Genomic DNA, 16540 nt, shown 5'->3' on the forward strand with positions numbered 1-16540 from the left:
TCAAAACGACTGTCAGGAGTTACCAGCCGAAGATAATTCCGACACGGCCACCGACCTTGCCGTTCTTGTTCAGGCCGCCGCCGATACCGGCAGTGATCGCGACCTTGTCGCTCACGCGGATGCCGGCGTTGGCTGCGATTGCGTTGGCACCTTCGTAAAAGCCGCCTGCAACCGACAGGTTGAAGCGCGTATCGGGCAGGAAGCCCATGCCGCCCAGTGCGATCGCGGTAGCGGTCGAGCTAGCGATACGGTCATCGAGCTGGTCGATGCGTGCTTCGACGAGATCGACGCGACCGCCAATACCGTCGATCTGGCTCTGCAGGGCAGCGTCGCCAGCGATACGGGCGTTCTCTTCCGCGGTCAGCTGATCGAGCAGCTGAGCGTCGGCAGCGGCACGCGCTTCCGATTCAGCGACGATGGCGTCTGCGTTGGCCGTGATGCGCGTGTCGTATTCGACCAGCGTTTCTTCGACGACGGTGATGCGAGCCGAGTTGTCGGCGATGTTCGCAGCGTTGGTCGCGATGTCGGCGGTGTTGGTCGTGATACGCTCTTCGTGATCGACCAGAGCAGCGATCACTTCGACTTCGGCATTGGTCTCGTCGGCGCGCGGATCGCCGAGAAGAGCCTGCGAAGCAGCAGCGATTGCAGCGTTCTGATTTTCGGCAGCCGGGACGAGAACGTCCCGAGCACGTGCGTAGGTGTTGGTCGCATCATCGAGAGCATCGAACTGCGCCTGCTCGATGACTGCCTGGTCGGCAGCAGCGGTTGCATCGTTGCTGAGGGTGTTAAGGCCATTTGCATCGGCAGCGTAGCCGCCGCCAGCAGCGGTGATCGCGTCAACAAAATCATCGTTCGAAGCGAGCGAGGTGTCGAGTGCCGTGAGAGCATCCGAGAAGTCGTCGTTTGCAGCAACAGTCGCGTCAGCGGCGTCGTTGAACGCGGTCTGTGCGGCGGTCAGGTCTGCAGCGGCATCATTGGCAACGGCCAGAGCATCAGCGCGGTCGGCCTCGGCAGCGTCCAGGGCGAGCTGTGCGTCGGCGCGGTCGGCCAGAGCGTCGTTCAGAGCTGCAAGGTTCGCAGTGGTCTGGTTGGCGTCATAATTGGCCTGAGCGGTGTCGACAGCATCCTGAGCGTCCGACAGATCGGTCTGGGCAGCGCCGAGAGCGACGTTGGCATCGGTCAGGTCATCGGCAGCCGCATCGAAAACGGTCTGCGCATCGGCCTGAGCAGCCAGAGCTTCCGCTTCGGCAGCCTGGGCAGCTGCAAGCGCAGCTTCGGTCGCCGCAACGTCTTCGAACGCAGCGAGGTTATCGTCGGTCAGCGTAGCTTCGACTGTAGCCAGGTCTGTTGCGAGTGTATCAGCCGCATCATTGGCTGCATCGAGTTCTGCCTGGGCAGTCTCGACTTCTGCCTCGCTAGGAGCGGTCTGCTCGATCTTGGTGTCGAGATTGTCATAAGCACCATCACCCTGACCCGCGACGTCGAAAGAGCCAGGTCCGTACTGATAGTCAAAGTCGCCGGGTTCGAAACACTGAACGGTGCCATTGGAGAAACGGACGCAAGTCTCATCCGAAGCCTGTGCGGCCGCGGGCGAAGCAACAAGAAGCGCGCCCCCTGCGACGCTCGTCATCAGGCCGGCAACAGCTGCACGACCCGCAATATTCATAGTACGCATAAAGTAACCCCTCAAAAGGTATTTAACATTTATCAAACCAGGCGATCCGAGGACCCAGTTGACGTGGAGCTACGCGATTTGTAGGGGCATTCATATCGCTTTTGAGGTCTTATATTATATATACAAGATATACTTGTAGGCGTTTTATTCATATAATACTTGATGCAAATAATGATTGGCATTTCTTTTTTCGGCGAATGCTTGGGGCTATTTACAGATTTTGTTCGATTTTCGGGTGTATTTCCCGCGAATCGGAACGGGCGGGCAAGTGCAGAAACTATTAGAGAATTTTTCGAACGAGTTCGGTTGTTCGGGGGTCGAAGTGTTCACTATTGAGGGAAGGATTATTATCCATCTTCTCAATAATGGCAGTTCGCGCATCAAGGAATTGCTGCACGCCTCGGGCTCTTCCTATCGCGGCTTCTACCTCGCGATCGAACGCCTCAAGGCGAAGGGCCTGGTAACGGCGGATATCGACCCGAACGACAGGCGCGCGCGGCTCATCCGGCTGAACGAAATACCCGAACAGCTGCTGATGATGGAAGCCGAATGCTGACTGCGCGGGGCCTCACCTTAGGGAGGCCTCCACACGAATTACCAGAAGGATCGAGCCTGAGTTAGCGGCGCGACAAGGCCTCTTCGCTCTGGGCCATCAGCTTCTGGATGATGTCCGCGACAGGCTCTTCCGCTTTCAGCATCCCGACGGACTGCCCTGCCATCAGGCTGCCGTTCTCGACATCACCATCGATCACCGCACGGCGCAGGGCACCGGCCCAATAGTGTTCGATTTGAAGCTGCGCTTCTTCCATCGCGATTTCTTCGCGGTCTAAAGTGCCGGCGACTTCGCGCTGCTTGGCAGTGAACTCTTCCGTACCCTTGTTCTTCAGCGCCCTCACCGGGATGACGGGCAGGCGCGCGTCGACCTGCACACTTGCAACGGCGTCGCGCGCATTGGCGCGGAAGAACGCTTTCTTGAAATCGGGATGGGCGATGCTTTCACTCGCGCAGGCGAAGCGTGTGCCGAGCTGTACCCCTGCAGCGCCCATTTCGAGATAGCCTGCAATCGCCTGGCCGCGTCCGATGCCGCCCGCGACGAAGATGATGTGGTCCTCGGCCAGTTCGGGCAGCATTTCCTGCGCCAGCACGCTGGTCGATACCGGGCCGATATGGCCGCCCGCTTCCATTCCCTCGATCACGAGTGCGTCCGCGCCCGAGCGCAGGAGCTTCTTCGCCAGGGCAAGCGTGGGGGCAAAGCAGATCACCTTGGCGGGATTTGCGCCGCCCTTGATGGCTTCGACGCTGCCCTTGGGCGGAATGCCACCGGCTAGCACGATATGGCTGACACCCGCCTTGTCGCATACTTCGATGAGGTCGAAGAGCTGCGGATGCATGGTGATGAGATTTACGCCGAACCGCTTGTCTGTCAGCTTTTGCGTCTCGGCAATCTCGGTTTCGAGCAATTCGGGCGTCATCGCACCGCATGCAATTACGCCGAAGCCACCGGCGTTCGAAATGGCGGAGACGAGGTTTCGCTCCGACACCCAGCTCATTGCACCGCACAAGATGGCGGTTTCGGATCCAAGGAAGTCGGCGCCGCGCTGCATGAGGCGGTCGGTCTTGGGATAGCTGCTCATGGCAAAAGCGCTTACGGCGCAAGTGCCCTTACGGCAAGCAGATGGCCGCGCCTTTGCGCAATGTTTTAACCGGCGGTGTCGCCGTAATGGACCCTGACCTTTGCAGCAGCATCGCGAGCTTTCCGCCGCGCCGCATCGGTATCGCCTGCCGTCGCCAGCGCAACACCCATCCGGCGAAAGGGACGACTGGTCGGCTTGGAGAATATGCGCAGGTCCGTGCCGGGCTGCGAGAGGGCTTCTGCAAGGCCGCTGTACGTAAGCGCATCGCTGTTCTGGCTCGCGAGAATGACCGCGCTCGCCGAAGGACGCGCGCGCAGTTGGTCGGGCACCGGCAGACCAAGGATGGCACGCGCGTGAAGATCGAATTCGGTCAGGTTCTGGCTGACCAACGTCACCATACCCGTGTCATGCGGGCGGGGACTGAGTTCGGAGAGGATCACTTCCTCGCCTTTGACGAAGAATTCCACCCCGAACAGGCCGTGACCACCCAGTTCATCAACCACCGTTCGCGCCATGTCCTGGGCTTTCGCGATCGCCGCGTCGCTCATCGGCGTAGGTTGCCAGCTTTCCTGGTAATCCCCGCGCTCTTGCCGGTGACCGATCGGCGGGCAAAAGCTCACGCCGTCCTTGTGCCGGATGGTCAGGAGAGTGATCTCGTAGTCGAAGTCGACGAACTGCTCGACGATGACGCGGCTGCGGTCGCCGCGCATATTGGCGCAGGCGTAATCCCAGGCCGGTTCGAGCCCGTCGTCGTCACGGACCGTGCTCTGGCCCTTGCCGGACGAGGACATCACTGGCTTGATGACACAGGGAATGCCCGTGTGCTTTGCCGCTGCGCGCACCTCGTCGAGGTTCTTCGCATAGCGGTATTTCGAGGTCACGAGACCGAGATCGTGCGCCGCCAGGTCACGGATCGCATCGCGGTTCATGGTCAGCTGCGCCGCCTTGGCGGAAGGCACGACGTTGAAACCCTCTTCCTCCAGCTCGGCGAGGGCCGAAGTGCGAATGGCCTCGATCTCCGGAACGATGTAGTCCGGCCGGTGCCTTTCGGCCGCGTTTCGCAGCTTTTCGCCATCCAGCATCGAGAAGACCTCGCGCGCATCGGCCACCTGCATTGCGGGTGCATCGTCATAGGCGTCGCAGGCCACGACAAGGGCCCCGAGGCGCTTCGCGGAGATGACGAATTCTCGGCCCAGTTCCCCGGAGCCGAGAAGGAGGATCTTTGCGATATGGCTCATTTCACAGTCACCTGTTGCGGCGCCCTCCCCCACCGGGCCAGCGCGAATTACGGCGCAGTTGGTAATGGAAGACGAGCGCGGTGACAAAGGCTGCGACGAACATGAGAATTGCGGCCACGCCGATCTCTTCCATCACCTCCCGATTGCTCGCCTCCGCATACTCCCCGGCTCGAAACCGGAGCAGGACGGCAATCACTCCCGCTCCGCAAAATACCGCATAAGCGCGCCAGGTGCTTCGGACGATGGCACTCCATCCGTCCGCCACCTTGCGAATTCTGCTCACGCAGCCTCGTCGTCGGCGTCGAGGCCATAGGCGGTGTGCAGCACGCGAACGGCCAGTTCGGTCTCGTCCTCGTCGATAAGCACGCTGACCTTGATCTCCGAAGTCGTGATCGCCTGGATGTTGATCCCGCGATCCGCGAGCGCCTTGAACATGGTGCTGGCGACGCCCGCGTGGCTCTTCATGCCGACACCCACGACGCTGATCTTGGCGATCTTGCTGTCGGTGATGAGGCGATTGAACCCGATGTCGTCGCGCTTGTCTTCCAGCAGCGCCTGAGCCCTTGCAAGGTCGGCCTGCGGGACGGTGAAGGTCACGTCGGTCTCGCCTTTGTCGCGGCCCACGTTCTGGATGATCATGTCGACATTGATCGCCGCCTTGGCAAGCGGATCGAAGATATGCGCCACTGCGCCCGGCTTGTCGGGAACGCGGGTGAGGATGATCTTGGCCTCGTTCTTGTCATGCGCGATGCCGGTTACGTGCTGGCGTTCCATTTCGCCCTTCTCCACCAAGATATTCATTTCCTCTTCCGACACGATCATCGTGCCGGGGAGTTCGTCTGCCGGAATGGCGTCGTCGCCTACGAAGCTGGAGAGAACCTGCACACGCACGCCCTCCTTCATCGCCAGGCCGACGCTGCGGGTCTGGAGGACCTTGGCCCCCACGCTCGCCAGCTCGAGCATTTCTTCATAGGTCACGGCCTTGAGCTTGCGGGCCTTGGCCACGATCCTCGGGTCGGTCGTGTAGACGCCGTCAACATCGGTGTAGATATCGCACCGGTCCGCTTTCACAGCAGCGGCGACTGCGACCGCGCTGGTATCCGACCCGCCGCGGCCCATGGTCGTGATACGGCCGTCTTCCGAAACCCCCTGGAAACCCGGGATGACGGCAATCTGTCCGGCCTCCATCGCCGAGGTGAGAGCTTCGGCATCGATGGCTTCAACCCTTGCCTTCGCATGCGCTTCGACGGTGCGGACCGGAAGCTGCCAGCCGAGCCAGCTGCGGGCGTCGCAGCCGAGCGATTGCAGGGTGAGAGCGAGCAGACCGCTCGTCACCTGTTCGCCGCTGGCTACGACGACGTCGTATTCGGCAGGGTCGTAGAGGGGGTTCGCTTCACGGCAGAAGTTGACGAGACGGTCGGTCTCGCCCGCCATCGCGCTGACCACCACGGCGACCTGATTGCCGCCGGCAGCCTGCTTGCGCACGAGGTTGGCCACGCGTCTAATGCGCTCCGTCCCCGCCATCGAGGTGCCGCCGAATTTCATCACGATACGGGCCAAGCGGATGTCTCTCCGAGCTGGAATGCGTGGGCTATGGCTGCTAGCCACCCCTTATGAGTGATGCAACAACCGACACGCCAAGCAATACTTCAGGCGGCCAAACGATCCGGCCCGAAGAAGCGGCCCATTTCGGCAAGCTGGCCCGGGACTGGTGGGATCCCAAGGGTTCGTCTGCCATGCTGCACAAGCTCAATCCGGTGCGCCTGCAATTCCTGCGCGATGCGATCGACGTGCACTGGGCCGGAGATGTCCGCAACGCTCGCCCGCTGGCCGGCAAGAGCGCGCTCGACGTCGGCTGCGGCGCGGGCCTCCTGTGCGAACCGCTGGCGCGCATGGGTGCGCAGGTTACGGGTGTCGATGCGGCTCCCGAAAACGTGGCCGCCGCAAGCGTCCATGCCGAGGGCATAGGCCTCGACATCCGGTACATGGCGGGCGAGATCGGATCGCTCGACATCGGGACGTTCGATCTTGTCACCGCGATGGAAGTGATCGAGCACGTTGCCGACAAAGCGGCGTTCGTGCGCGAGCTGGCAGCGCGACTTGCCGATGACGGTCTCATGGTCCTCTCAACCCCCAACCGCACACCGCAATCGCGCCTGCTGATGATCGGGGCGGCGGAAGGTCTGGGCATGATCCCCAAGGGCACTCACCACTGGGACGACTTCATCACGCCCGGCGAGCTCGGCGACCTGCTGTCCGAGGCGGGTCTTTCAATGGGCGAACCGCGCGGCATCGGCTTTTCCCCGATGAAAGGCCTCCATCTCGGCGACGACACAGCGCTCAATTACATCGTCACCGCACGCAAGGCCTGAGGCCCGCCATTAACTCGATCTTTAGGATAGGCGGGTAGCCTCGCCTGATCATGATCAAGAAACTCCTCCTCGGCGGCGCGATCGTGCTTGGCCTGATTTACGGATCGGGCAGCAACCTCGGCGCGGTCAAGCGCCAGATCACCGGCACGGCGAACGACAATGCGCGCTCTGTGACGCAGAACGACAATGGCGGCTGGAGCAATTCCAGCGGCTATTGAAGCGCTGCCGCCCAATCCTCTTCCTTGAAGCCGACCAGTATGCCGCCCGCGTGTTCGACGACGGGCCGTTTGATCATGCTCGGGTGCTCCGCCATCAGCGCGATCGCCTTTTCGCGGTCGATATCGGCCTTGGCTTCATCGTCCAGCTTGCGAAAGGTGGTACCCCGCTTGTTGAGCAGCACTTCCCAGCCCACCGCGTCCGACCATGAGGCGAGCCTGGCCGGATCGGCGCCTTCCTTCTTGTAATCGTGAAAGGCGTAATCGATCGACTGCGCGTCGAGCCACTTGCGGGCTTTCTTGACTGTGTCGCAGTTGGGGATGCCGTAGAGCTGGATGGTCACGATAGCTGTCCTACAGAGTGGAACACATGGAACACGGTTCAGGCGGAAAATTCGCCGGAGGCGTAAAGCGCCCGTTTCGGGCGGATACAACGGGTTCGGGCGCGCTCATGCCAAGGGCCTAGCGCGAGGGCGGCGTGTAGGACAGGTGCGCATCGGCAATGGCGACTGCCAGCGCATCGGCAGCATCGGCGCCCGCCAGTTTCGCGCCGGGCAGGAGCACTTTCAGCATGGCCTGCACCTGCGTCTTGTCGGCCCCGCCCGTCCCGACGACCGCCTTTTTCACCAGCCGCGCGGCATGTTCGTTCACGTCCAGCCCGGCCCCGCCGCAGGCCGTCAGCACGGCGCCGCGTGCCTGCGCAAGCTTGAGAGTCGACTGCGCATTCTTGTTCGCGAAAACTTCTTCCGCCGCCGCGCGATCGGGCGCGTATTCGGCAATGACGGCCTGGATCGAGGTGTGCAGCAGCGACAGCCGCCGCACCATCGGCGCCTTGGCATCGGTCGGGATCTGGCCGTTCGCGATATGCGTGATCCGGCTGCCGTCGACACGGATCACGCCCCAGCCCGTGCAGGACAGCGAGGGGTCGAGGCCGAGGATCAGCATGGCTTCACAACCCGATCATCCAGCCGAGCCGCCAGGCAATCGCCAGCAGGAATGCGCTGCCCAATACGATCGCGAGGATCCATTCGCGCAGCTTCACCGGATAACCGATCAGGCGTCCAGCTTGGCCATGACCTCGTCGGAGATTTCGTAATTGCCCCAGACGGTCTGGACATCGTCATCATCGTCCAGCGTGTCGATCAGCTTGAGCAGGGTCGATGCACCCTTCTCGTCCATTTCGACCGTGATGTTCGGCTTCCACGCCAGCTTGACGTTTTCCGCTTCGCCCAGCGACTTTTCGAGATCGCCCGCGACTTGGTGGAGATCGTCGGCGGCGGTCCAGATGGTGTGACCGTCGGCGGTGCTTTCGATGTCTTCCGCACCCGCTTCCATCGCGGCTTCGAGGACCTTGTCCTCGTCACCCGCGCTGGCAGGATATTCGATCAGGCCGAGGCGTTCGAAGCCGTGCTGGACGCTGCCCTCGGTGCCGAGGTTGCCGCCGTTCTTGCTGAACGCGGTGCGCACGGCGGTGGCGGTGCGATTGCGGTTGTCGGTCAGCGCTTCGACGATGATCGCGCTGCCGCCTGGGCCATAGCCTTCGTAGCGCACTTCTTCGTAGTTCTCGCCGTCGGTGGCCGATGCCTTGTCGATCGCGCGCTGGATATTGTCCTTCGGCATCGACTGGCTCTTGGCGGCGTTCACCGCCAGGCGCAGGCGCGGGTTCATGTCCGGATCGGGCATGCCCATCTTGGCGGCCACAGTGATTTCGCGGCTCAGCTTGGAAAACAGGTTGGAGCGCTTTTTATCCTGCGCGCCCTTGCGGTGCATGATGTTCTTGAATTTGGAATGGCCAGCCATGGCTCGTCTCTGCCTTAAGCAAAATGGGATTAATCGCGGCGACCCTTAGCCGCCTTGTGGGCACTGCGACAACCCTTCTGCCGGATGCAACATAAGTGAATCCGATCATTCAAAGCCGGTTCATGGCGTTTGGTATAGAAGTTGCTCTATTCACTGGCAGATTGTCTTGGGGAAAGGCGGGCTGCCCCATGTTTCCCGTTTGGTGTATATGATCCGCCAACACGTGAAAGGACCAAGCTATGACTACCCGTAAACAGGGAATGGGGCGTAAGCTGAAGCTGGCCTCCGTACCGATGATCCTCGCAGGCCTAGCAGCCTGCGCCACGCCTGCCTTCAAGGCCGACGTGACCCGTTTCGAAACCAAGATGCCCGCCCCGACCGGCGAAAGCTACTTCGTGGTTGCAGACGATCCGGCCCTTGCCGGCGGCCTGGAATTCTCGATGTATGCCGACCAGGTCGAAGCGCAGATGGAACGCCTGGGCTATGCGCAGGCCGCATCGCCCGAAGATGCGACCCTGCTGGTCCGCTTCGACTACGGCGTCGACAACGGGCGCGAGCGTGTTCGCACCACCGGATTCCACGATCCGTTCTATTCTCCGTGGTACGGTTATCGCGGACATCTGGGCTATGTCCGTCCGCGCTATTACCGTACCCGCGACGGGCGCATCTTCCGCACGAGCTATTACGGCAGCCGCTGGGGCTTCGGCTTCAACGATCCGTGGTTCGGAAGCCCGGAAATACGCAGCTACACCGTTTACACCAGCGGCATCGACATGAAGATCGACCGCGCGGCAACCGGTGAGCGACTGTTCGAAGGCAAGGCGCAAGCCCTGTCGACTTCGAACCGCCTGCAGTACCTGGTGCCGAACCTGGTCGAAGCGATGTTCACCGACTTCCCGGGCAATTCGGGTGAGACCGTGCGCATTTCGGTCAAGCCGGAAGACCGGTAAGCACCTCATCGCCCGCAGGCGACAGGACAATCGATTTGAAGGGGCGGCTCGGCGACGGGCCGCCCTTTTCGTGTCGGCAGCTAAACTTGTGTCAAGAGATCACAGCTTGGCATGACCCCCGGTCGAACCGAAGCCGCCTTCGCCGCGGCTGGTATCGTCGAGTTCGTCGACCTCTTCCCATGCCGCCTGTGTGACAGGTGCCAGCACCAGCTGCGCGATCCGGTCGCCGCGCTCGATCGCGAAAGTCTCGTCGCCGTGATTGATCAGCAGGACCTTCAGTTCACCGCGATAATCGCTGTCGATCGTGCCCGGCGTGTTCGGCACCGTGATGCCGTGCTTGAAAGCAAGGCCGGAACGCGGACGCACCTGGATTTCGTACCCGTCGGGAATAGCGACGGCAAAGCCGGTGGCGACCGCGTGGCGCTGCCCCGGCTTGAGGCTCACCGCCTCGGCTGAAAGGACATCCATGCCCGCAGCGCCGTCGGTGGCATAGCGGGGGAGATCGAGGCCGTGGCCATGGGGCAGGCGTTTCAGCCTAACGCCGACCGGATCAGTCATGTTCGTCGTCATCCTGGGGTTCGACCAGCGCTTCAGCGGCGCGGCGCACGAGTTCGCGGGCCACTTCTTCCTTGGGCATTTCCGGCAGGCTTTCGACACCCTTGGGGGTGACGATATGCACCTGGTTGATGTCGCCGCCCATCACGCTTTCGCCGACGGCCCCGGCAACGTCATTCGCGATGATCCAGTCGGCACCCTTGCGCTTGCGCTTGGTCTTTGCGTTTTCGACCACGTTTTCCGTCTCGGCAGCAAAGCCGATGAGGAGGTGCGGACGCTTGCGCCCGGCAGCCACCGCGGCGAGGATATCGGGGTTTTCGGCAAGAATGAGCGCGGGCGGCGCACTACCGCGCTTCTTCATCTTTTCGCCGGCGACGTGCTTGCTCTTCCAGTCGGAGACGGCGGCAACCATGAAGGCGGCATCGGCGGGCAGCGCGTTGCGCACTTCCTCGGCCATGTCATCGGCGGTCTCGACGTCGATCCGGTCCACGCCATGCGGAGTGGGCAGGTGTACAGGGCCAGCGATCAGCGTCACGCGTGCGCCAGCGGCAGCGGCCATTGCGGCAATCGCGAAGCCCTGCTTCCCGCTCGACCGGTTGGCGATATAGCGCACCGGATCGATCGGCTCGCGAGTCGGGCCGGCAGTGACCAGCACGTGCTTGCCGTAGAGCGGGCGGTGTTCCGGATCGGGATCGAATTCGGGCTGCCCGGCAAGCGGCGAATCCTCGAAGGCGACTTCCTGCGTCTGCACGTCTTCTTCGACCGGTTGCGGCTTGGCGCGTTCGTCCTTGCGGGCGACCGTGTGGTTGAGCGCTTCGGGATCGATCGGCGGTGCGGCTGCGGCCCCGCCCTTCTTCGCCAGCAGCGGGCCTGCGGCGTCGGGATCGAACTCGGTATTTTCGACCAGCGCCTCGGCATCGAGCATTTCGGGCTCGGGGAGGTCCTCGAGCTCTTCGTACTCTTCCTCGATCTCTTCGTGCGAGCGTTTCGCAGTCGAGCGCGGGATGATCATCGACAGCAAGCCGCCAAGGCCGCCGCCGCTCTTTTCAATCTCTTCCTCGTCTTCCGGTTCGAGCGCCTCGATTTCGGGCGCTTCGACTTCGGCATCGCCAGCGTCTGCCTCTTCCACCGGCGCTGCGAGCTGCGGGGCAGGCGCGGCCAGTTCGGGCAGATCGATGTCGATTTCGAGTTCTTCGGCGATCTTCGACAGGATCGCTACCGGCTCGGGAAGGCGACCGGGGCCGAATTCGCCGCAGGCCATCGGGCCTTCGTCGGGATCCATGACCTTCACGCCTGCCTGCCGCAGCCAGTCGGCATTGCGCTGGGTGGCGGAATGCTCCCACATCTTCACGTTCATCGCCGGAACCGTCAGCACCGGCTTGTCGGTGGCGAGGATCAGCGTGGTCGCCAGGTCGTCGGCAATACCGGCAGCCATCTTGGCGAGGAGGTCCGCCGTCGCCGGGCACACGACCACCAGATCCGCATCGCGGCTGAGCTGGATATGTCCCATCTCGACCTCATCCTTGAGGTCGAAGAGCGAGGTGTAGACTTTCTTTCCCGACAGGGCCGCCAGCGCCATCGGCGTGACGAATTGCTGTCCGCCTTCTGTGAGGACGCAGGTAACCTCGCCCCCGGCCCTGCGGATGAGGCGCACGAGTTCGCACGACTTGTAGGCAGCGATACCGCCGCCGATGACGAGCAGGATCTTCGGCCCGCTCACTTCGCGGTCCCGCTCGAATTCTTCACTGGCGCTGTCCGCGCCGATCGGCTGGTGCATTCCCATTGCGTCATCGTTGCGCTTGCTAGCGCCCCCTGTCCGTCATTGCCAGCACGCAAAACGCGCGCGATTGCCCAAATACCCTTGCCACCCTATGGTTTAAAAAAAGGAAACGGAGGGGTTTCGCATATGAATTTCGTTCTTGCCGCGCTGATTGCGCTGGGTGCTCTGCTCGATCTGGTCCTCGGAGTGAGCTTTTTCGTCGATCCTGCGCTTGCAGGGGCAGACTTCGGCCTGACGGCCACGGGAGCCATGGGACTTTCGGCCATGCGGGGCGATTTCACCGCCTTCTTCCTGGTCGCAGCCTTCTTCATGGCCTGGGGCGCATGGAAGCGGCGCGGCGATGTCCTGCTGCCCGCGCTACTGCTGTTCGCGACCGCCTTTACCGGACGGCTGGTGAACCTGTTCGCGGTCGAGACTTACGAAGGCTGGTGGATGCCGATGCTGGTGGAAGCGGCGCACGTCTTCGTGCTGACCTTCGCCATGCTGCGCTGGCGCGGACGGACAAGCTGACCTAGCCGAGCCAGCCCTGCATGGCGGCGGCCCAACCGGCGAGGCCCGCTCCTGCTGCAACGAGCAGGTAGCCGAGCACGCCGCGTCGCTCCTGCTTTCGCGCACGGCGCTCCCACACCAGTTCCACATCCGGTAGCGGCGGCGGCTCGGGCGCGCCGCCCTTGGGCGGGAAGCGGTCTTCGATCCGGCGCACGAGATCGGGTATGCGCAGCAGCGTTTCGGTATCCGTCCGGATACGATCCGCAATCGCGGCCTCCGGACCAAGCTCGTCGCGGATCCAGCTGCGCACATAGGGCGCGGAGGTGTCCCACATATTGATCTGCCGATTGAGCTGAGTGGCGATGCCTTCGACCATGACCATGGTCTTCTGCAGCAGCAGGAGATGCGGCTGCGTCTGCATGTCGAAATCGCGGGTGATGGCGAACAGCCCGTCGAGCATCTGGCCAACCGACAGTTCGCTGACCGGCTTGCCGCGCATGGGTTCGCCCACGGCTCTCAGCGCCGTCGCGAACTCGTCGACATTGTGATAGCTCGGCACGTATTGCGCCTCGAAATGGATTTCGGCGACGCGTTTGTAATTCCCCGTCGTCAGGCCGTAGAGGATTTCCGCCAGCCACATGCGCGCCTGCCGGTCGATCCGCCCCATGATGCCGAAATCGATGGCGGCAATGGTCCCGTCCGCTTTCACGAACAGATTTCCCTGGTGCATGTCGGCATGGAAGAAGCCGGCGGCAATCGCCTGTTTCAGGAAGGCGAGGACAAGGCGGTTCGCCAGTTCCGCAGTATCGTGACCCGCAGCCTTCAGGGCTTCGGTATTGCTGATCTTGATGCCGTCGATCCAGTCGATGGTCATCACGCGCCCATTCGTGCGATCCCAGTCGATGCCCGGTATCTCGTACCCCGGCGTACCGACCATGTGTTCGGCCAGTTCGGATGCCGAGGCGGCTTCGCGTCGCAAGTCCAGCTCGCGAGCGGTCCAGCGCTTGAAATTGGCGATGACGAGCCGCGGACGAAGCCGCGCGGCCTCTCCGCCCATCGCCTCGACATGGGCGGCTGCCCATTCATAGGTGTCGATATCGCGAGCAAACTGCTCTCGAACTCCGGGCCGAAGAACTTTCACCGCGACCTCACGGCCTTCGGTGGTCACCGCACGGTGGACCTGTGCGATCGAGGCTGCGCCGATCGGTTCCGGATCGAACTCGGAATACAGTGCTTCCAGCGGCTGTTCGAAACTGGCCTCGATGCTCTGCCTGATTTGCCCGAAACCGACTGGCGGCAGATCGTCCTGCAGCTTGAGAAGGTTACGCGCTGCGTCTTCGCCTACGAGGTCGGGCCGTGTCGCCAGCGTCTGTCCCAGCTTGATGGCCGCCGGGCCGATATCGCGGAAGGCGCCGGCATAATCGGGTTCACGCGATTTGATCGTGCCAATGCTGAACAGGCCGATCAGGCGCTTGACCGGGGCCGGAGTGTTGGGGTCGTTCTGGATACCGCGCAGGGCACCATGCCGCGCCAGAATGCGCGCCCAACGACCAAGTCGCCAGATATGCGTTGCGGGGCGTGTCACGCCTAGACCTTCCACCCCGAATGGATATTGACCGCACCGCCGAGGATCTTTTCGACCCGCGTGTTCTCAAAGCCCGCAGCGCGGATCATCGCCTCGAATTCGGGCGGCTTGGGGAAGCGGCGGATCGATTCGGCGAGGTAGCGATAGCTGTCCTCGTCATTGGCGATCGCCTTGCCGATCTTGGGCATGAGCTGGTGCGAATAGAGGTCGTAGACTTCCTTGAAGCCCGGCCAGTCGGTCTGGCTGAATTCCATGCAGTAGAAGCGTCCGCCGTACTTCAGCACGCGGTGCGCCTCTTTCAGGGCCTTGTCGATGAAGGTGACGTTCCGGATGCCGAACACGATGGTGTAGGCGTCGAAGGTGCGGCTGCTGAAGGCCAGCTCCTCGGCGTTCTGGCGGCTCCAGACGAGGCCGTCGATGCCGCGATCCATCGCACGTTCGATGCCGACGTCGAGCATGTCCTGGTTGATATCCGACACGGTGACGCTGGCACCCTTCGCCGCCATGCGGAAAGCGATGTCGCCAGTGCCGCCCGCCATGTCGAGGATCTGTTCGCCCGGCTGCGGTTTGACCCGGCGCACGAAGCGGTCCTTCCACAGCCGGTGCATCCCGCCGCTCATGGCGTCGTTCATGATGTCGTACTTGGCGGCGACGTTGGAAAACACCTCGCCCACGCGGCCGGTTTTCTCGTTTGCGTCGATGTCTTCGTAGCCGAAGGAAACTGTATCGTTCATGGCGAGGTGCCTTAGGGGTTGTTTTTGGTGGCGTCTATCCGCTCCCTGCGGTCGCTGCGCCCGGCTCCGGCCCTCTCCCCCACCCGGCCACCCACGGCACGATACTGTTTGGGTGGCCGGGTGGGGGAGAGGGCTGGCACCGCATCCGGCGATCTGCCATCTGCAAACATCGATACGTCTCCAATCGCCGGAAAGAAAATGCCTGAGCTTCCCGAAGTCGAAACAACGGTGCGCGGTCTTGCGCGGTTCCTCGAGGGCGAGACGATCACGCTTGTCCAGGTCAACCGCCCGGATATGCGCCGCCCCTTTCCGCCCGATCTTGTGCAGGCGCTGACGGGGGCGAGCGTGACGCATCTCTCGCGCAGGGCCAAATACGGTCTGGTCCATACCAGCCGCGATCATGCGATGGTGTTCCACCTCGGCATGAGCGGGCGCTGGCGGATCGACCCGGAGGAAGACGACAAGCACGACCATCTCGTGCTGGAAACGGCGAGCCACCGCTTCGCGCTCAACGATCCACGCCGCTTCGGTTCGGTAGATCTGATGACGAGTGGCGAACTGGTGACTTGGAAACCCCTCGCCGCGCTGGGGCCGGAGCCGCTGGGCGACGATCTCACGCCCGAACACCTGCGCGAAGCGACGCGCGGGCGCAAACAGGCGATCAAGCTGCTGCTGCTCGACCAGCGGATCGTGGCGGGCCTCGGCAATATCTATGTCTGCGAGGCGCTGTGGCATGCGGGCATTCATCCGCGAAAGGCCGGTGGCAAGGTGACCATGCCGCAGCTGCGCCGCCTCGTCCCCGCGATCAAGGATGTGCTGGAGCGATCCATCCGCGATGGCGGCAGCACATTGCGCGATTTCGCCCAGCCCGACGGAAACTTGGGCTATTTCGCCACCCGTTTCCACGTCTACGGCCGCGAGGGCAAGCCCTGCCACCACGAGGACGGCGGCACGATCCGCCGCATCGTGCAGGGCGGGCGCAGCACGTGGTTTTGTCCGGTTTGTCAGAGGTGAGAGGGATGGGAGACAAGAAGCGTCGGGAACGAGCCTTCCAATTCAAATTATCAATGGCGATCGGCGTTACCTTCGCACTTTCTCTGTTTCTGATCATTGCGATCGGCGACTGCTGGGCAAGCTACAACACGCCAGAGCTAATTCGCGGATGCGAGCAAGAGAAACGCTTCGAGGGTCGCTTCTATTGGGTGGTCGTCGGAGCCTTCTGGATCGCCGCAATCGCCCTTCGTGCAAAGAATATTTCGATTTCGAAACTGCTCGCGATAGGCGGCGGCCCGTTCGCATTTACACCAGTTCTGATGATGTGGCATTTTTAGCGTAGCTGATCGCCTCACAAATGCAGCCCGACACAAACCTCGGCTATTTCGCCACCCGCTTCCACGTCTACGGCCGCGAGAGCGAGCCCTGCCACCACGAGGACGGCGGCACCATCCGCCGCATCGTGCAGGGCGGGCGGAGCACATGGTTCTGCACGCTTTGCCAGAGGCAATGGGAACTG

At 62.5% G+C, this 16540-nt stretch carries 19 protein-coding genes and 1 pseudogene; 8 read left to right on the plus strand and 12 right to left on the minus strand.

The genetic code is table 11. The features are described from left to right. Nucleotides 1-19: 19 nt before the first annotated feature. Nucleotides 20-1675: a YadA-like family protein gene (locus GRI34_RS09235; RefSeq protein WP_160595678.1), complete on the minus strand. Its 1656-nt coding sequence runs from the start codon at nucleotides 1673-1675 to the stop codon at nucleotides 20-22. Nucleotides 1676-1850: 175 nt separating this feature from the next. On the opposite strand from GRI34_RS09235, the gene GRI34_RS09240 reads away from it, so the two are divergent. Then, nucleotides 1851-2231 carry a MarR family winged helix-turn-helix transcriptional regulator gene (locus tag GRI34_RS09240; protein WP_234028194.1) on the plus strand — a complete coding sequence of 127 codons (381 nt, stop codon included), beginning with the start codon at nucleotides 1851-1853 and terminating at the stop codon, nucleotides 2229-2231. Nucleotides 2232-2292: 61 nt separating this feature from the next. Here the strand turns inward: GRI34_RS09240 and GRI34_RS09245 are convergent, their stop codons facing one another. The 4 genes from GRI34_RS09245 to GRI34_RS09260 form a co-directional block, all read right to left on the minus strand. Next, the gene (locus tag GRI34_RS09245) at nucleotides 2293-3309 is read right to left on the minus strand and encodes an NAD(P)H-dependent flavin oxidoreductase (protein WP_160595680.1); all 1017 of its coding nucleotides are present in this window, start codon (nucleotides 3307-3309) and stop codon (nucleotides 2293-2295) included. Nucleotides 3310-3374: 65 nt separating this feature from the next. Then, entirely contained in the window at nucleotides 3375-4547 is a 1173-nt protein-coding gene (purT, locus tag GRI34_RS09250; protein ID WP_160595681.1) for a formate-dependent phosphoribosylglycinamide formyltransferase, read from the minus strand. Nucleotides 4548-4554: 7 nt separating this feature from the next. Then, complete coding sequence (locus GRI34_RS09255) at nucleotides 4555-4830, minus strand: hypothetical protein (RefSeq protein ID WP_160595682.1); 276 nt, start codon at nucleotides 4828-4830, stop codon at nucleotides 4555-4557. Beyond that, entirely contained in the window at nucleotides 4827-6107 is a 1281-nt protein-coding gene (locus GRI34_RS09260) for an aspartate kinase (RefSeq protein WP_160595683.1), read from the minus strand. Before GRI34_RS09260 ends, GRI34_RS09255 begins: the two co-directional genes overlap by 4 nt. Before the next feature lie 53 nt (nucleotides 6108-6160). Here GRI34_RS09260 and ubiG point away from each other — a divergent pair, with 53 nt between their 5' ends. Together ubiG and GRI34_RS09270 are read left to right on the plus strand one after the other, a co-directional pair. Next, the gene (ubiG, locus tag GRI34_RS09265; protein WP_160595684.1) at nucleotides 6161-6919 is read left to right on the plus strand and encodes a bifunctional 2-polyprenyl-6-hydroxyphenol methylase/3-demethylubiquinol 3-O-methyltransferase UbiG; all 759 of its coding nucleotides are present in this window, start codon (nucleotides 6161-6163) and stop codon (nucleotides 6917-6919) included. A 50-nt stretch (nucleotides 6920-6969) separates the two neighbouring features. After that, a complete protein-coding gene (locus GRI34_RS09270; RefSeq protein WP_160595685.1) occupies nucleotides 6970-7137 on the plus strand; it encodes a hypothetical protein in 168 nt (55 codons plus the stop codon). Here the strand turns inward: GRI34_RS09270 and GRI34_RS09275 are convergent. The 3 genes from GRI34_RS09275 to GRI34_RS09285 form a co-directional block, all read right to left on the minus strand. Beyond that, nucleotides 7131-7478: an ArsC family reductase gene (locus GRI34_RS09275; RefSeq protein ID WP_160595686.1), complete on the minus strand. Its 348-nt coding sequence runs from the start codon at nucleotides 7476-7478 to the stop codon at nucleotides 7131-7133. The two genes, GRI34_RS09270 and GRI34_RS09275, sit on opposite strands and share 7 nt — an antisense overlap. Before the next feature lie 118 nt (nucleotides 7479-7596). Continuing rightward, nucleotides 7597-8079 (minus strand): crossover junction endodeoxyribonuclease RuvC, encoded by a 483-nt coding sequence (gene ruvC, locus GRI34_RS09280; RefSeq protein WP_160595687.1) that lies wholly within the window; start codon nucleotides 8077-8079, stop codon nucleotides 7597-7599. 108 nt (nucleotides 8080-8187) lie between these two features. Beyond that, a complete protein-coding gene (locus GRI34_RS09285) occupies nucleotides 8188-8934 on the minus strand; it encodes a YebC/PmpR family DNA-binding transcriptional regulator (protein ID WP_090476550.1) in 747 nt (248 codons plus the stop codon). A gap of 239 nt (nucleotides 8935-9173) precedes the next feature. On the opposite strand from GRI34_RS09285, the gene GRI34_RS09290 reads away from it, so the two are divergent. Then, nucleotides 9174-9884 (plus strand): DUF4136 domain-containing protein, encoded by a 711-nt coding sequence (locus GRI34_RS09290; RefSeq protein WP_234028195.1) that lies wholly within the window; start codon nucleotides 9174-9176, stop codon nucleotides 9882-9884. A 99-nt stretch (nucleotides 9885-9983) separates the two neighbouring features. Here the strand turns inward: GRI34_RS09290 and dut are convergent, their stop codons facing one another. Beyond that, the gene (gene dut, locus GRI34_RS09295) at nucleotides 9984-10442 is read right to left on the minus strand and encodes a dUTP diphosphatase (RefSeq protein ID WP_160595688.1); all 459 of its coding nucleotides are present in this window, start codon (nucleotides 10440-10442) and stop codon (nucleotides 9984-9986) included. Then, complete coding sequence (locus GRI34_RS09300) at nucleotides 10435-12216, minus strand: bifunctional phosphopantothenoylcysteine decarboxylase/phosphopantothenate synthase (protein WP_234028196.1); 1782 nt, start codon at nucleotides 12214-12216, stop codon at nucleotides 10435-10437. The genes dut and GRI34_RS09300 overlap by 8 nt, the downstream gene beginning before the upstream one ends. 129 nt (nucleotides 12217-12345) lie before the next feature. Between GRI34_RS09300 and GRI34_RS09305 the strand changes: the two genes are divergently transcribed. Beyond that, entirely contained in the window at nucleotides 12346-12729 is a 384-nt protein-coding gene (locus tag GRI34_RS09305) for a hypothetical protein (RefSeq protein WP_160595690.1), read from the plus strand. Nucleotide 12730: 1 nt separating this feature from the next. On the opposite strand, the gene ubiB is transcribed toward GRI34_RS09305, so the two are convergent. Both ubiB and GRI34_RS09315 read right to left on the minus strand, forming a co-directional pair. Next, nucleotides 12731-14293, minus strand: a complete 1563-nt coding sequence (gene ubiB / locus GRI34_RS09310) for a 2-polyprenylphenol 6-hydroxylase (RefSeq protein ID WP_160595691.1) — start codon at nucleotides 14291-14293, stop codon at nucleotides 12731-12733. A 2-nt stretch (nucleotides 14294-14295) separates the two neighbouring features. Continuing rightward, nucleotides 14296-15027, minus strand: coding sequence for a class I SAM-dependent methyltransferase (locus tag GRI34_RS09315; protein ID WP_160595692.1), 732 nt, complete (start codon nucleotides 15025-15027; stop codon nucleotides 14296-14298). A gap of 198 nt (nucleotides 15028-15225) precedes the next feature. Here GRI34_RS09315 and mutM point away from each other — a divergent pair, with 198 nt between their 5' ends. The 3 genes and pseudogenes from mutM to GRI34_RS09330 all read left to right on the plus strand — a co-directional run. Continuing rightward, nucleotides 15226-16041 carry a bifunctional DNA-formamidopyrimidine glycosylase/DNA-(apurinic or apyrimidinic site) lyase gene (gene mutM, locus GRI34_RS09320; protein ID WP_160595693.1) on the plus strand — a complete coding sequence of 272 codons (816 nt, stop codon included), beginning with the start codon at nucleotides 15226-15228 and terminating at the stop codon, nucleotides 16039-16041. A gap of 5 nt (nucleotides 16042-16046) precedes the next feature. Then, nucleotides 16047-16358 carry a hypothetical protein gene (locus GRI34_RS09325; protein ID WP_160595694.1) on the plus strand — a complete coding sequence of 104 codons (312 nt, stop codon included), beginning with the start codon at nucleotides 16047-16049 and terminating at the stop codon, nucleotides 16356-16358. Nucleotides 16359-16381: 23 nt separating this feature from the next. Next, nucleotides 16382-16528 (plus strand): annotated as a pseudogene (locus GRI34_RS09330) (zinc finger domain-containing protein); the annotation flags it as partial. Nucleotides 16529-16540 lie beyond the last annotated feature (12 nt).

This window comes from Qipengyuania aquimaris, assembly GCF_009827445.1.
GTDB lineage: Bacteria > Pseudomonadota > Alphaproteobacteria > Sphingomonadales > Sphingomonadaceae > Qipengyuania > Qipengyuania aquimaris.

Bases quoted from the DNA above. Each gene is read 5' to 3' on its own strand.
- GRI34_RS09235 (WP_160595678.1), bottom strand. From the start codon at position 1,675: ATGCGTACTATGAATATTGCGGGTCGTGCAGCTGTTGCCGGCCTGATG.
- GRI34_RS09245 (WP_160595680.1), bottom strand. From the start codon at position 3,309: ATGAGCAGCTATCCCAAGACCGACCGCCTCATGCAGCGCGGCGCCGAC.
- purT (WP_160595681.1), bottom strand. From the start codon at position 4,547: ATGAGCCATATCGCAAAGATCCTCCTTCTCGGCTCCGGGGAACTGGGC.
- ubiG (WP_160595684.1), top strand. From the start codon at position 6,161: ATGAGTGATGCAACAACCGACACGCCAAGCAATACTTCAGGCGGCCAA.
- GRI34_RS09270 (WP_160595685.1), top strand. From the start codon at position 6,970: ATGATCAAGAAACTCCTCCTCGGCGGCGCGATCGTGCTTGGCCTGATT.
- ruvC (WP_160595687.1), bottom strand. From the start codon at position 8,079: ATGCTGATCCTCGGCCTCGACCCCTCGCTGTCCTGCACGGGCTGGGGC.
- GRI34_RS09285 (WP_090476550.1), bottom strand. From the start codon at position 8,934: ATGGCTGGCCATTCCAAATTCAAGAACATCATGCACCGCAAGGGCGCG.
- GRI34_RS09290 (WP_234028195.1), top strand. From the start codon at position 9,174: ATGACTACCCGTAAACAGGGAATGGGGCGTAAGCTGAAGCTGGCCTCC.
- dut (WP_160595688.1), bottom strand. From the start codon at position 10,442: ATGACTGATCCGGTCGGCGTTAGGCTGAAACGCCTGCCCCATGGCCAC.
- GRI34_RS09300 (WP_234028196.1), bottom strand. From the start codon at position 12,216: ATGCACCAGCCGATCGGCGCGGACAGCGCCAGTGAAGAATTCGAGCGG.
- GRI34_RS09305 (WP_160595690.1), top strand. From the start codon at position 12,346: ATGAATTTCGTTCTTGCCGCGCTGATTGCGCTGGGTGCTCTGCTCGAT.
- GRI34_RS09315 (WP_160595692.1), bottom strand. From the start codon at position 15,027: ATGAACGATACAGTTTCCTTCGGCTACGAAGACATCGACGCAAACGAG.
- mutM (WP_160595693.1), top strand. From the start codon at position 15,226: ATGCCTGAGCTTCCCGAAGTCGAAACAACGGTGCGCGGTCTTGCGCGG.
- GRI34_RS09325 (WP_160595694.1), top strand. From the start codon at position 16,047: ATGGGAGACAAGAAGCGTCGGGAACGAGCCTTCCAATTCAAATTATCA.